The 14,522-nt window shown below is 61.5% G+C and carries 10 protein-coding genes; 7 read left to right on the top strand and 3 right to left on the bottom strand.

The features are described 5' to 3' along the window. On the bottom strand, positions 1 to 77 hold a 77-nt coding region (locus JQ591_RS35475), incomplete at its 3' end, for a GDP-mannose 4,6-dehydratase (RefSeq protein WP_211400538.1). A 138-nt stretch (positions 78 to 215) separates the two neighbouring features. Next, entirely contained in the window at positions 216 to 1,235 is a 1,020-nt protein-coding gene (locus tag JQ591_RS28395) for an NAD-dependent epimerase (RefSeq protein WP_211399299.1), read from the bottom strand. A gap of 279 nt (positions 1,236 to 1,514) precedes the next feature. On the opposite strand from JQ591_RS28395, the gene JQ591_RS28390 reads away from it, so the two are divergent. Together JQ591_RS28390 and JQ591_RS28385 are read left to right on the top strand one after the other, a co-directional pair. After that, positions 1,515 to 2,618, top strand: coding sequence for a glycosyltransferase family 4 protein (locus tag JQ591_RS28390; protein ID WP_249137803.1), 1,104 nt, complete (start codon positions 1,515 to 1,517; stop codon positions 2,616 to 2,618). An 82-nt stretch (positions 2,619 to 2,700) separates the two neighbouring features. Next, positions 2,701 to 3,861: a glycosyltransferase gene (locus JQ591_RS28385; protein WP_211399298.1), complete on the top strand. Its 1,161-nt coding sequence runs from the start codon at positions 2,701 to 2,703 to the stop codon at positions 3,859 to 3,861. Positions 3,862 to 3,873: 12 nt separating this feature from the next. Here the strand turns inward: JQ591_RS28385 and JQ591_RS28380 are convergent, their stop codons facing one another. Next, a complete protein-coding gene (locus tag JQ591_RS28380; RefSeq protein WP_211399297.1) occupies positions 3,874 to 4,017 on the bottom strand; it encodes a hypothetical protein in 144 nt (47 codons plus the stop codon). Between the two features lie 612 nt (positions 4,018 to 4,629). Here JQ591_RS28380 and JQ591_RS28375 point away from each other — a divergent pair. The 5 genes from JQ591_RS28375 to JQ591_RS28355 all read left to right on the top strand — a co-directional run bounded on the left by JQ591_RS28375 (position 4,630) and on the right by JQ591_RS28355 (position 14,448). After that, positions 4,630 to 5,784, top strand: coding sequence for a polysaccharide biosynthesis/export family protein (locus JQ591_RS28375; protein WP_249137801.1), 1,155 nt, complete (start codon positions 4,630 to 4,632; stop codon positions 5,782 to 5,784). A gap of 125 nt (positions 5,785 to 5,909) precedes the next feature. Further along, a complete protein-coding gene (locus tag JQ591_RS28370; protein ID WP_349630416.1) occupies positions 5,910 to 7,250 on the top strand; it encodes a hypothetical protein in 1,341 nt (446 codons plus the stop codon). Positions 7,251 to 7,292: 42 nt separating this feature from the next. Next, positions 7,293 to 8,495, top strand: a complete 1,203-nt coding sequence (locus tag JQ591_RS28365) for a glycosyltransferase family 4 protein (RefSeq protein ID WP_211399296.1) — start codon at positions 7,293 to 7,295, stop codon at positions 8,493 to 8,495. Between the two features lie 54 nt (positions 8,496 to 8,549). Beyond that, entirely contained in the window at positions 8,550 to 9,755 is a 1,206-nt protein-coding gene (locus JQ591_RS28360) for a glycosyltransferase family 4 protein (protein ID WP_211399295.1), read from the top strand. Positions 9,756 to 10,101: 346 nt separating this feature from the next. Then, complete coding sequence (locus JQ591_RS28355; protein WP_211399294.1) at positions 10,102 to 14,448, top strand: beta strand repeat-containing protein; 4,347 nt, start codon at positions 10,102 to 10,104, stop codon at positions 14,446 to 14,448. The last annotated feature ends 74 nt before the right edge of the window (positions 14,449 to 14,522 follow it).

The raw sequence follows: 14,522 nt of genomic DNA, 5'->3' as shown, positions 1-14,522 counted from the left end.
AGCGACAGCAGATATTCGGCGAGATAGGCGCCGTCCTGTCCCGTAATGCCGGTGATGAGAGCGATCCGCTCAGCCATGGGCCTGCGCCTGGTTCCCGGGAAAGAGATTCGAAGGACGGGATAACCACCGTTCGCGTCCGCTGACAAGGTCGGCGGCAACCAAAAGCGCAACAACCGGCGTTCCCGGGCGGCACGCAGGTGCCGCCGATCGCGGGGTCAGACGCCGTGATACTTTCGATACCATTCGACGAAGCGGGCGAGGCCATCAGCGATTGACGTCGAAGGCGAGAAACCGACGTCGCGCTGGAGCGCGGAAATGTCGGCGCGCGTCTCCAGGACGTCGCCGGCCTGCATCGGCAAGAGCTGGCGGATCGCCGGCTTGCCGATGATCTTCTCGAGCGTATCGACGAACTCGATCAAATTGACCGAGCGGTTATTGCCGATGTTGTAGACGCGATACGGCGCATAGCTCGACGAGTTTTCCGGTCGCTCCGCGTTCCACGCGGGATTCGGCATCGCGGGCCGATCGAGGGTGCGGATCACGCCCTCGACGATGTCGTCGACATAGGTGAAATCGCGCCACATATCGCCGTTGTTGAATATCTTGATCGGCTCGTTCGCGAAGATCGCACGCGTGAAGAGCCAGGCGGCCATATCGGGCCGGCCCCACGGACCATAGACGGTGAAGAAGCGAAGACCGGTCACCGGCAGCTTGTGAACATGCGCGAACGTGTGCGCCATCAGCTCGTTGGCCTTCTTGCTCGCGGCATAGAGGCTGACGGGATGGTTGACCGAATGCTCGGTCGAATACGGCAAGGTGCGGTTGGCGCCGTACACGGAGCTCGACGAGGCGTAGACGAGATGCGCCAGGCCGTGGCGCCGGCCGGCCTCGAGCACGGTGACAAAGCCGTCACAATTGGCGCGGATGCTGGTGATGGGATCGTCGATCGACGCGCGCACGCCGGGCTGCGCCGCAAGGTGCACCACACGATCGGGCGAAACCTCGTCGAACACACGCGTCACCGCGGCGAAGTCTGCGAGATCGATCTCGTAGAATTTGAACCCTGGACGGCGCTCGAGCGTTGCGAGGCGCGCACGCTTCAGCGCCGGATCGTAATATGGCGTGAGGGCATCGATGCCAACGACCTGTTCGCCACGCGCCAACAGCCGTTCACAAACGTGCATTCCGATAAAACCGGCAGCACCGGTGACGATCACTGGCCGTAAAGTTGTCATCTCGTTCATACCGCGAAGCAATGCCAGACCAAGACATGAGAGACAAGGTTTGGACGATCACGACAATCATCAAACCGAGCGCATCCATGTAAGCGCATCGAAATGTGTAGGAAACATGATGGTGTCATGCATCCTCGCATGCTATCCGCCCACGAGGACGTTCGAACGATAGCGCCACATGTGCTACACGTGATAGATCGTATATTCGGCGCGAATGCTTAGTCCTGAGGCAACAGTCGCGTAAGACACCCGCAGAATCCGCAAAGAAAAAGTTCGGCCTTGAAACTCTCCATCAACGGCAGGTTCCTGTCACAGTCGCTAACGGGCGTGCAACGCTACGCCGCCGAAATCGTCAAGGCGATGGACGGCTTGCTCGCGAGCGGAGAGGCTCCGCGGCAACTGCTGGATGCAGAGTGGCAAATCCTGGCGCCCCCAAATGCGCAAACGCTCGCCGGTCTTCGCCGCATCGACGTCAAGCAGGTCGGATCGTTGCAGGGGCACGCGTGGGACCAGGTCGACCTGGCCCGCGCGGCTGCCGGCACGCGCCTGGTCAGCCTCGCCAATTCCGGCCCCGTCCTCCACCGCGATCATTTGGTCGTGATCCATGACGCGCAGGTCTTCCGGCGGCCGGACTTCTTCAGCTGGCGTTACCTCGCCTTGCATCGGACGCTCGGCCATTTGCTGGCACGCACAGCAACGATCGCAACGGTTTCCGCGTTTTCGCGCAACGAACTTGCCGAGGCACTGTCGCTGGATCCGGCGTCGATCCCCGTTATCCCGAACAGCGCAGAACATTTCGCCACCGTCGCGCCCGATTTCTCGATCATCGACACCCTGCATCTTGCGCCTCACCAGTTCTTCCTCTTCGTCGGTTCGATGACGAAGAACAAGAATGTTGATACCGCCATTCGCGCCGCCGAGCGGCTTGGCCGCGCCGATTTTCCGCTGGTTGTGGTTGGCGGCGACAACAGCAAGGTGTTTGGAGGCGCAGCCACCGCATCGAAGGCTGGCGTCATCATCGCCGGGCGGCTGAGGGACGAGGAGATCGCGGCGCTGTTCTCCCGGGCCGCGGCGTTCGTGTTTCCGAGCCTCTACGAAGGGTTCGGAATACCGCCCCTCGAGGCGATGTACTTCGCCTGCCCGGTTATCGCGACGTCCGCCGATGCGGTGCGCGAGACCTGCGACGACGCCGCCGCCTATTTCGATCCGCTCAACGCAGACGAGTTGTCGGCGCGGATGCGCGAAAGAATTGAACTTGGCCGGATTTCGCCCGCGGAACAAGAGAAGCAGCGAAAGCGCCTTATGACCTATTCCTGGGCCAAGTCCGCCGCAGCGATGCTCGAATTCCTCGCCAAACCCGCATCCGGCCACCCGAAACAATGACGCGGCCCAAATATTGCTGCGTAGAGGCATTAGACGTGCGTCCGCGATATCTGGCGTCTGCAAGACAAGGAAGGAATGACCGTTGTCCAGCGGCCTGAAAGTTCTGCACATCGCCGAAACGGTCAGAGGCGGCATCGCGACCTACCTCAACGAGCTGCATCCGCATCAGAACGCGAGCTTCGGCCGCGGAAACGTCAACTATGTCGTTCCGTCCGACCATCGTGGCGATCTGGTGAACATCGAGGATGACGCCATCACCACGTTTCCGCGCGACGGTCGCAACGCGGTCGGCCTGTTTCGCATGCTGTCTGCAACCATGCGTGCGGTCAGGCAGCTTCGGCCGGACATCATCCATCTTCACTCGTCGTTCGCAGGCCTCGTGGTGCGTCCGGTCCTCTGGCTGACCTATCGGCGTTCGCGCATCGTCTATTGCCCGCACGGATGGGCCTTCGGCCGCGAGACCGGCCGTCTCAGCCGCGAGGTCACGAAGTTCACCGAACTCGTGCTGTCGAAACTCACCCACCGCATCGTCTGCATCTCGGAAAGCGAGCGGGCCGATGCCCTGCAGGTTGGAATCGCGGCGAATCGCCTGGTTCTTGTGCACAACGGGATTTCCAAGCAGCGTCCCGCGCTCGACAAGGGGGCAGCGCCGTGGCGGTCGGACAAGATCAAGGTCCTCTTCATCGGACGCCTCGATCGTCAAAAGGGGTACGATCTCCTGATCGAGGCGGCGCGCGCGCTCGGAGACAAGCTCGACGTGCGCCTCATCGGCGCGTCGGTCGTCAGCAAATTCCGCAGAAGCGACTTGCCGGCCAATGTCTCGTTTCTGGGCTGGATGAACCGCAACCAGATCGAGGCCGAGCTCGACCAAGCCGACATGATCGCGATTCCGTCGCGCTGGGAGGCGTTTGGCCTGGTCGCCATCGAGGCGATGCGGGCGGCCAAGCCGATCATCGCGTTCCGCGTCGGCGCCCTGCCGGAAATCGTCGAAGACAGTGCGACGGGCGTGCTGTGCGACGAGGTCTCGGCCGAACAGCTGATGGAAGGTTTTCAGCGCGCAACCCGGCTGGACCTGCCTGCGGTCGGCCGGGCCGGATACGAGCGCTTCACCCGCCTCTACGACATCGAGCAGACCCACCGCACCCTGAGCCAGGTCTATGCCGACGTCCTGCACGTGCGGACAAGCGAGTCCGGACAGCAGGCGGAGCTGCGATCCGATTTCCCGAACAATCTGCGATCGTAAGCGATCGGCCGATCAAGCCATCCGGTGCGCATCGTCCTGCGTGAGCTCACCGTCGGTCACGCGGTTGTCCGAGAATGACCACGCGACTGCAAACATGACGACCATCGCGCAGGTGAGAAAGCCCGCGGCGAACAGCAGTGATCCGGTGTGCAACATCGTCTTCGCCTTCCCCTTTGGTTGACCGACCACTAGCCGGATCAGGATTAGGAAGACCTTACGGACGCCAGCGTGACGCCAGCTTCCAAATCTAAGCGTTAATGGAGGTGGAATCCCATCGCAGAAATATCGCTCCGATGAACCGGAGTGACCTCCGCTCGGACGTCTTCCCCGCCGCAGCGACGACGAAAACACAACGCAGGGTAATTCAAGCTCGAATCCAATACTTGAAGTATACGACGACGTCATCCAGCGACGATGTCGTCGCATGTGCAGCTCCATCGCCGCAGGCTGCTCACAAGTGCGACGGCAGCCTCAATCGTGACATCGATCTGACACGTGTATGTTCAGTTTGCGAACTGCTTATTAAAGAGGACGCTCAGCACAAATTTTAAACAGCGATTTGCACGTGCATCACGGTTCACAAGTTGCAATAAGGTCACAGCCATAAGTGCTTTACCATAAAGTCGAAGACGCAGCAGTGACTCCGCAGCACGGGATTTGTACGGTGATTCCGATTTTAGGTGAGTATGAGGGATAGTGGTGGCTAGAACCGAACGTTTGAATTTTGATTTCGGGATTAGCCGAATCCTGGCTGTCGCTGCGATCAGCATGTCGCTGGCGGGTTGCGCGGGCTTTATTCCGCTGGATGCTCCGGACGCCGTTGCCACGCAGACGAATGCTGCGCTCGTCACCGAACCGACCGCGCCGCTTGCCTATGCGCTGATGCCGGTCAATCCGGCGATCCTTCAGGCGACCAACGCGTTCACGGATTCCTCCGGAATGGTGTTCTCCCGCCTCCCCGGCGGCAATTATCGCGACGTCACGATCGGCATCGGTGACATCGTCACCGTGACCGTCTACGAAGCGCAGGCAGGCGGCCTGTTCATTCCGCGCGAAGCGGGCGTGAGGCCGGGCAATTTCGTCGACATTCCGCGCCAGCAGGTCGACCAGTCCGGCAACATCAACATTCCCTACGCCGGGTCGATCAAGGTCGCCGGACTGACACCGCGCGCAGTTTCGAACATCATTCGCGAGCGTCTCAAGGACCGCGCCATCGACCCGCAGGCGGTCGTGAGCGTGGCCGAGCAGCGCGGCAACCAGATCAGCGTGCTGGGCGAAGTCAACTCGCCGCAGCGCTTTCCGGTCGATCCGGGCGGCATTCGTCTGATGGGCGCCATCGCGCGCGCCGGCGGCCCGAAATTTCCCTCCTACGAGAGCACGATCACGATCAAGCGCGAGGGCCGCACCTACAACGAGTCGATGTCGACGGTGGTGCACAAACCCAGCGAAGACGTTCTGTTGGCGCCGGGCGATGTCGTCTTCCTGACCCGCATTCCGCGCGTCTACATGGTCTTCGGTTCGACGCCGTCTCCGGGTTCGATCGGCGGCACCAACAACCGCCGCTTCTCGTTCGAGAACGATAACATGTCGCTGGCCGAAGCCATCGCCAAGGCCGGCGGCCTCGACGGCAATCGCGCGGACTCGAAGTCGATCTACATCTATCGTTTCGAGCCCAAGCCGCTGCTGGAGCGTATCGGCGTCGACGTGTCCCAGTTCCCAACCAAGTCGGTGCCCGCGGTCTACAAGTTCGACATGAGCAAGCCCGACGGCTGGTTCCAGGCCGATACGTTCAGGATGCGCGATCATGACGTGATCTCGGTGGCGGAATCGCCGTCGACCGAATTCGTCAAGCTCATGAACCCGCTGAACGCGGCGAGCGTGAACGCGGACAACATCAGCTCCGTGGTCGTGAACGCGAAGTGACCTGAACCAAGGATCTGCGACCAAGGATCTGCCGCCCACTCATATGTGGCGGCAGTCCGCCCAATTCGAACCATAAGGGGGAGGTAGTTCGTTCAGCCAATCGTTGGCGAATGGGGAGCTGCAGCGTGACCGAGCCTAACAGACGTGATCTGCGCAGTTTGCGATGGCAGCTCGCCACATTGACCCTGACGATCGGCTTGGCGTTATCTCCAGCCAACGCGCAGAATGCGCAGCCGCTTGGACAGCGGCTTCTGCTCGGTGTGGGCACGCATCAAGGCCTCGGCGGCTCGACCGGAGGTCGCGGCTATGTGCCCGCCATCGCCGTGAAGCAGATGAAGGATTTGGGCCTCACCTCGTTTCGCGACGATCTGCCATGGTCGGACTTCGAGCTGCCGGGCCGGCAGCTCGGGTTCAATCCGCTGCTCGGCCGCCTCGACGCACAGATCAAGTCCGACGTCGGTACCCCCGTCATCATCCTGGCTTTCGGCCATCATCTCGTCCCGAATTCGAATCCGCCGACGACCGACGATGCGCGCCAGCGCTTCGTCAGCTACGCCAGCGCCGCCGCGCAATCGCTGGCGACCCGGCGGCCCGTTTTCGAACTGTGGAACGAGTACAATCTCGAAGCGCGCAAAAATCCCGATTTCAGCGTCGAGAACTACGTCGCGCTCGCGCGGGTGGTGCAGCCGGCCGTGAAGCGCGCGGCCCCATCGTCTCCCTTCGTCGTCGGCGTCCTTGGCGACGACCCGGGCTGGAAGTGGACGGACGCGCTGTTGCAGACCGATCTGCTCAAGATCGCGGATGGCATATCGATTCACATCTACAATCACTGTATGAACCCGGCCAGACGAACTGCGGCCGAAGCGATCGAGCGACTCGAGGCCTTTCATCAGCGCGTCGCACAGGCCACCAACAATCCCAACTATCCGATCTATCTCACCGAGACAGGTTGGCCGAACGGCGATGCCAAATGCAGCGTGAGCGAACAACTGGCGGCCGACAACATGGCGCAAATGATCCTGTGGTCGTCGACGGCCGGCCCCTGGCTGAAGGGAGTGTGGGTCTACGAGCTCAAGGACAGCGGGACCAAACCCGCCGAACTCGAGCACAATTTCGGCGTCTACCATTACGACAATTCGCCGAAGCCCGCTGTATGCTCCATCCGGGAGAGCTGGGCGTTCATTCGCACCAGCCTGAAAGCCGAGAAGACCAGGCCCGCTCCCGGCGTCGTCCTCGTCCGAAGTCAGGAGGGGTCGGAAACGAAGGCGGCGTTATGGTCGGAGAATCCGACCAAGCGTTTTGAAATCCGTTTGAAAGGCGCAGAATCGAATGCCGAGGTCAGCCATCTATGTCAGCAAGGAGCCGGTCCCGCTCCCGGCGCCTGGACGGAGTTATCGACCACTCCGCTGCTCGTCACCGCGAGGGGACAGGCCGCGCTCGATTTCGATATCCGGCCGGTCAACTGACGCTCTTATGGCAACCGCAGGCACCCAGATCCGGGGCGATTCTTGAGAATTCTCATCGTCAACACGCTGTATCCGCCGGAAATCATCGGCGGCGCCGAAGTATCCGTGTCGCTGCTCGCGGAGGCGCTGGCTCAGCGGGGCCACCAGGTGTCGGTCGTCTGTCTTCAGAACGAGCAGGCGCAGTCGGTCGACGAGCGCAACGGCGTGCGCGTCTACCGCGTGCCGCTGGACAACGATTACTGGCCGTTTGGCCGCGACGCAAAGCCCTCCTCGATCCAGCGCCTGAAGTGGCACTTGCAGGACACCTGGAATCGCAAGGCCGCCGCGCGCGTTGCCGAGATTCTCGACATCGAAAAGCCCGATGTCGTCCACTCTAATAACCTAACGGGTTTTTCCGTCTCGCTGTGGTCGGAAGCCAAACGTCGCAACATAAGAATTGTGCACACCTTGCGTGACTATTCGTTGATCTGCAAACGGTCGACGCTGTTTCGGACGGGCTCGACATGCATGCGGCGCTGCACGGCCTGCGCCACGATGACTGCGCCATATCGCCGCGCTTCGCGCATGGTCGACGCGGTGACCTCCAACAGCCAGTTCGTGCTGGATCGCCACCTCGCGCCCGGCTATTTCACGGATATCCCCGGCCGCGTCATCTTCAATATCGCCGACACGACCAACCTGGCCACGACCCCGGGGCCTGCGAGCGAGGACCTCATCTTCGGCTTCATCGGGCGCCTGGAGCCCGAGAAAGGCATCGACGTCGTCCTCAAGGCCACGGAGCTGCTTCCCGATGCCGGCTGGCAGCTCAAGATCGCCGGCAGGGGCCTGGAAGCCTATGTGCGAGACATCAAGGCGGCCTGCCGAAATGATCGCGTGCAATGGCTCGGGTTCACCAAGTCCGCGGACTTCTACGCCGGCGTCGATGTCTGCCTGATCAGCTCGGTCTGGCCGGAGCCGCTGCCGCGGACGCTGATCGAGGGGATCGGAGCCGGCAAGGCCACAATTTGCTCCACAGCCGGTGGAATACCGGAGATATCGGAGTTTTCTAATCTTGTAGGGAAATATGAGCCGCACGACCATCGGCGGCTCGCCGAACTGATGCAGGAGGCCATTCGCCACACCGCTCGATGGAAGAAGACGTCACCTGCCCGACCGGATTTTGCGGAGAAATTTACCCCCGAGACGATCACAGGGCAGTACCTGGAGATGTACGCCGGCAAGCCTGGGACATCTTCACGAGAATAAAGGGCGAAAAGCTGCAAGCACTGATGCCACAATGGATACTGAGACACATTATTAATGAAGGTCCTCGTCACCTCATCGCTCTATCCGACGCCCGGGGCCCCGAAGGTCGTCGGCGGCGCCGAGATATTCGTCCGGCGACTGGTCGAGAGTCTGGTCGAACGCGGCGATAAGATCGAGGTGGTACGTGCCGCCTCGCTGCCGGACCAGAAGGCCGAGCGACACAACGGCGTCGACGTCTATTCCGCGCCGAGCCGAAACATTTATCTGCCGTTTACCGAACAGCGGAGCGCGCCCGCACGCGGCGTCTGGCACGCCATCGAGGACTGGCAGCGAACGGTTGACGTGGTGGGCGCGCGCATCGATGCCTTCAAGCCGGACCTGCTGCATTCCAACAACCTGTCGGGTCTGACGACGGCGGTCTGGAAGGCGGCGTTCGACCGGGGCGTTCCGATCGCCCACACGCTGCACGACTATTATCTGACCTGCCCCAGATGCTCGCGCTTCTCCGACGGCCGGGCATGCAAGCACACCTGTTTCAGCTGCAAGCTGTTGACCATCAACCGCCGCCGCGCGACCAGACAGCTGAGCGCCGTCGTCGGCGTGAGCCAGCGGATACTCGACATCCACACCGAGCTCGGACTGTTCGCCGACATCCAGACGCGGACGGTCATTCGGCATGCATCGGCGCTCCAGCCGGTTGCGCCCTCGCCCCTTCCTCCCTCGAACATTTTGAGGCTGGGCTTCATCGGACGACTGACCGAGGAAAAAGGCATCTACAACCTCGCAAGGGCGGTGGGGATGTTGCCACCCAGCTCGGTCAGCCTCGTCATCGCCGGACACGCCGGCGACGAGATGAAGCGCGAGCTCCGGGAACTGGCACCGCGCGCGACGATCGAGTTCCTCGGCTTTATCGCACCGGAAAAATTCTACGAGCAGATCGACATCGTCGTCATTCCACCGATCTGGGAGGAGCCAGGTCCCATCGTCGTCGCCGACGCGGGAGCCGCCGGCAAACCCTTTCTCGGGACGCGATTTGGCGGCATTCCGGAAGCCGTCGCACGGGGCGCGATGGGGTGGCTCACGGAACCGGATCCGCAGTCGCTTGCGGACAGCATCCGACAACTCTTGTCGAAGCCGGACGAAATCGTGGCGATGGTTAAGCAAATGTCACTGCAGACGAGCCCGTACACCTTCGCAAGTGTCGTCGACGAGTACCGTCATCTGTTCGAAGGACTGGTCGCGAGCCGTCAATCGGCATGACAATGGATTGACGGCCCGGTATCGGCCGTCATTTTCGTCCGATTGTGGGGCGCTGGTTTGCAACCCGCTAAGAAATTCGCGCAATCCCCGTGGAACTCCGGGACATTGCCCACGCAACGTGCAGCTTGCACAACAAACGTTGCGGCAAACAGCGTCGCGCCTCGCTGGTGACATCGTTCACGCACACGGCTGACATCGACAGCGGTTAATCACGCGCTCAAGCGAGTCGACGAATGCATCGCGAGCAGAGTCCGCGATGTGTCGACTTTTAGCTGAATAAAAAACCTGAAACACAAACGTCGAGGGTTACTGCTCGACGCAATTGAACTCACATGCAGAGCAGCAGATGGCCACGTCTTCAGTTGATCAGACCCTTCACTCGGCAAGTTCCTTCACGGGATCCATCGGCGTCAACACGCACGTCGCGTATTCGTGGGGGAACTACAACAACCTTGCCCTCATGGAGGATGATCTCAAATATCTCGGCGTGACCAAGCTGCGCGATGCGCTGGCGACTTCCCCCGGCAGCAGTCCGGTCATGAGCGGACTCGCGGCAGACGGGTACCAGTTCGACCTGATCGTCTCATCGAACCTGCCGGTGACCGGTTCCAGCGGCCTCGCAAACTATCTCTCGCAACTGGACAGTTTCGTGAAGGCTCATCCCGGCAGTCTGATCGCCGTGGAAGGCCTGAACGAAGCCAACACCCAGCCGTTCTCCTACAACGGAAGCTCCGACGTCTCCGCGGCTGCGCAATTTCAGATAGCGCTCTACACCGCCATCAAGGGCGACGCGACGCTGTCGGGTGTCTCGGTCTATAATCTTTCGCTCGGCTATACCGACACCAACGACTACGCCAAGCTCGGGAACCTGACCGCCTACTCCGATTACGCGAACTCCCACGCCTACGCCGCGACCACCACGACCCCGGCCACTGCCGTGGCGACGCACGTCGCCGACGCGGAATCAGTCGTCTCAGGCAAGCCGACCGTCATCACCGAGACCGGCTACAGCACGCTGAGCAGCTGGCAGTACCTCGGCGTCGACCAGGCCGTGCAGGCCAAGTCGATCCTCAATACGCTGGTGGACGCCTTCAAGGACGGCGTGTCGACCACTTATCTCTACGAGCTGCTCGATCATGGCACGGACGCCGGCTCCCAGATGGGCCTGTTCAACGCCGACGGCACCCCGAAACTCGCCGCGACCGCGATCCACAATTTGACGACCATCCTTGCGGATGACGGCACCGGCAGCAGCACCCCGACGTCGCAGCTCGGCTACAATCTCACCGGCCTCCCGGCGTCCGGCAACAGCATGGTGCTCACCAAGAGCAACGGCGCCTACGACCTCGTGGTATGGGCCGAACCGAAGATCTGGGACGACGCCACCGACAGCGAGGTCGCGGTTGCCACCACCCAGGTCACCGTGAATCTCGGCGGCGTCCATCATTCCGTCGTCGTCTACGATCCGATGAGCGGCACCTCGCCGATCGCGAGCTACACCGACGTCAGCCAGATCGTTCTCCCGCTCAGCGACCATCCGCTGATCATCGAGATCGATGCCCCGGCCCGAGCCGCGACACCTCCCGACAGTATGGTCAATGTCAGCGATACGGCAGCGGACATCGTCGCGCAGCTGTCGGATCTCAACGATTCGACGACGCTGAAGACGATCACGCTGACGGATACGCATGTCCTTCCCGTCGCGTCCGAGACGACGATGAACTACATCATCTCGCACTACGGCAAGGCGCTCGCGGCGATCCAGGGCGGCTATTCGTTCTCGGTGACGACCTCGAGCACGGCGTGGAGCCTGACCAAGGTCTTCAATGCCTCCGGCAGCCTGCTCTCGACCACCACCTCGAACTTCAGCAATGGCCTCATTTCGAGCAAGGTCACGGTCAACTCCGACGGATCGACCGACAGCTTCAGCTACACGGCCGGCGTTGCCACGAGAGAAGTCATCGTCAAGACCGACGGATCCAAGGAAACCAAGACCTTCGGCGCGGGCGGCGTGGTCAGCGATACCCTCGCGAAAACGGACGGTTCGTCCTCGACGACCCTCTACTCTGCCGGCGTCAAGACCAAGCTGTATGTCAACAACGCCGACGGGTCGCACGACACGACCACGTACAACGTCAAGGGCGCCTCTTACGTCACCGAAACCCAGCACAGCACGGCCAGTGGCGTCGTGACGTCGGTCACCCGCTATCATTCCGACGGCACCCTGGACTTCAGCCAGACCATCGCCGCCGACGGCAGCAGCAAGGTCACGACGCTGTATGACGCCGCGGGCCACAAGACGACCGTCATCAAGTGGACCCCGACGTCCGTCACCACCGACAAGTACAACACCTCGGGAACGCTGCTCCAGGAGATCGTGCAGAACAGCGCCATCGGCACGACCACGACGACCAACTACAACGGCGCCCTGCTCGCGTCGGTCTACATCGCCAATGCCGACGGCTCCAAGGAGTCGAAGCTGTATAACTCCAGCGGCGTTCTCACCAGCGACACAATCATCAAAGTCGACGGCTCCTCCTCGAACACCGTCTACTCATCCGGCGTGAAGACGAAATTGTACGTCACCAATGCCGACGGTTCCCACGACACGACCACCTACAACATCAAGGGCGCGTCCTACGTCACCGAGACACAGCACAGCACGGCGACGGGCGCCGTGACATCGGTCGCGCGATATCACACGGACGGCACGTTCGACTACAGCCAGGTGATCAATTCCGACGGAAGCAAGCTCACGACGCTCTACGATGCGACCGGTCACAAGACGACGACCATCAAGTGGTCGACTGCAGCGACCGTCACGGACAAATTCGACAGCTCGGGCAAGCTGCTGCAGGAGATCGTCCAGAACAGCAATGGTTCCGTGACCACGACCAACTACAACGGAGCGCTGCTGGCGTCCGTCTACATCCTCAATGCCGACGGCTCGAAAGAGACCAAGCTTTACGACTCGGCAGGTTCGCTTGCCAGCGACACGCTCATCAACACCAACGGCTCCTCGTCGAGCACCGTTTACACGTCGGGTGTAAAGTCGAAACTGTACGTCACCAATGCCGACGGCTCCCACGACACCACCACCTACAACATCAAGGGCGCGACCTACGTCACCGAGACCCAGCACAGCACGGCGGCAGGCGCGGTCACGTCGCTCACGCGATATCATACTGACGGCACGCTGGACTATTCCCAGGTGATCAATACCGACGGCAGCAAGCTGACGACCCTCTACGACGCGACCGGCCACAAGACGACGACCATCAAGTGGTCGACTGCCGCCACCGTCACGGACAAGTTCGACAGTTCGGGCAAGCTGTTGCAGGAGATCGTGCAGAACAGCGACGGCGCCGTGACCACGACCAACTACAACGGTACGCTGCTGGCCTCCGTCTCCATCCTCAACGCCGACGGATCGAAGGAGTCGAAACTGTACGATTCGGCTGGGCGGCTGGCCAGCGATGTGACCGTCGCGACCGACGGCTCTTCGTCCAACCTCGTCTACACCGCCGGCGTCAAGACGGCCCTGTACGTCACCAACGTGGACGGAAGCCACGACACGACGACCTACAACATCGCCGGCAAGAGCTATGTCTCGGAGTTCCAGCACGCCACCGCCAGCGGAGCCGTGACGGAAGTCATCCGCTACCACGCGGACGGATCGCTGGATTATCAGCAGAACATCGGCAGCGACGGCACCAAGGTCACCGACGTCTATGACAGCACCGGCCACAAGCTGAACGAGGTGCAGCTCCACACCGACGGGGCGAGCCTCACGCTGAACTACAACACGTCCGGTGCAACCACGCAGGCGATCCAGAAGGACGCCAACGGGGACACCACGACGACCAACTATTCCGGTGGCAACGCCACGTCCGTCTACGAGGTCCATACCGACGGCTGGAAGGAAACCAAGCTGTTCGACACCGGCGGAAACCTCACGAACGACACCGTCTACAACACGGACGGCTCCACCTCCTCGACCGTCTATTCGTCCGGCGTCAAGACGGCGAGCTACGTCACCAATGCCGACGGCACTCACGACAACTCCTTCTTCAACATCACGGGAAAGAGCTACGTCACCGAATATCAGCACACCGACGCGGCCGGCACCGTGCTTTCGGACACCCGTCTCCATGCCGACGGCTCGTTCGACTTCAAGCAGGTCATCAACAGCGACGGCAGCAAGGTAACGGACAACTACGACAGCGCCGGCACGAAGACACAGGAGACGATCAAGTACACCGACGGCAGCTCGGACGTGTTCATCTTCTCCGTGTCCGGCAAGCCCGGCGCGATTGAACACGACAGTCGCGACACCAGCGGAACGCTGGTCAAGATCGACATGCAGAACGCCGACGGGACTCACAATGTCACGGCAGTGACCGCCGGCCAGACGCTCCAGGGATCTGCGAACAACGACCAGTTCCAGATATCACCCGGATCGACCACGGTCGTCTTCGATCACGGCAATGACAAGATCATCGGCTTCCACGCCGGAACGGCGGCCAATCACGACGTCGTCGAGATCTCGAAGGCCCTGGTCGCAGACTACGCCCATCTCCAGGTGACGCAGAGCGGCTCGAACGCCGTGATCCAGATCTCCGCGACCGACCAGATCGTCCTTCAGGGGATCAACGTCGCCAATCTCGACCACGGCAACTTCCTGTTCGTGTAGCCGACCGAGCTCACGGACTGTCAGACGAGCAGAACGGGCTGCAACGCAGCCCGTTTTTCGTGCAACCGGATCAT

Origin of the sequence: Bradyrhizobium canariense (assembly GCF_018130465.1) — a bacterium.
Lineage (GTDB): Bacteria > Pseudomonadota > Alphaproteobacteria > Rhizobiales > Xanthobacteraceae > Bradyrhizobium > Bradyrhizobium canariense_C.
Note: the sequence above shows the minus strand (reverse complement) of the source record. Positions and strands in the feature narration are given on the sequence as shown.

Coding starts and splice junctions, on each gene's coding strand:
- JQ591_RS28355 (WP_211399294.1), top strand. CDS start 10,102: ATGGCCACGTCTTCAGTTGATCAGACCCTTCACTCGGCAAGTTCCTTC.
- JQ591_RS28395 (WP_211399299.1), bottom strand. CDS start 1,235: ATGACAACTTTACGGCCAGTGATCGTCACCGGTGCTGCCGGTTTTATC.
- JQ591_RS28380 (WP_211399297.1), bottom strand. CDS start 4,017: ATGTTGCACACCGGATCACTGCTGTTCGCCGCGGGCTTTCTCACCTGC.
- JQ591_RS28360 (WP_211399295.1), top strand. CDS start 8,550: ATGAAGGTCCTCGTCACCTCATCGCTCTATCCGACGCCCGGGGCCCCG.
- JQ591_RS28375 (WP_249137801.1), top strand. CDS start 4,630: ATGTCGCTGGCGGGTTGCGCGGGCTTTATTCCGCTGGATGCTCCGGAC.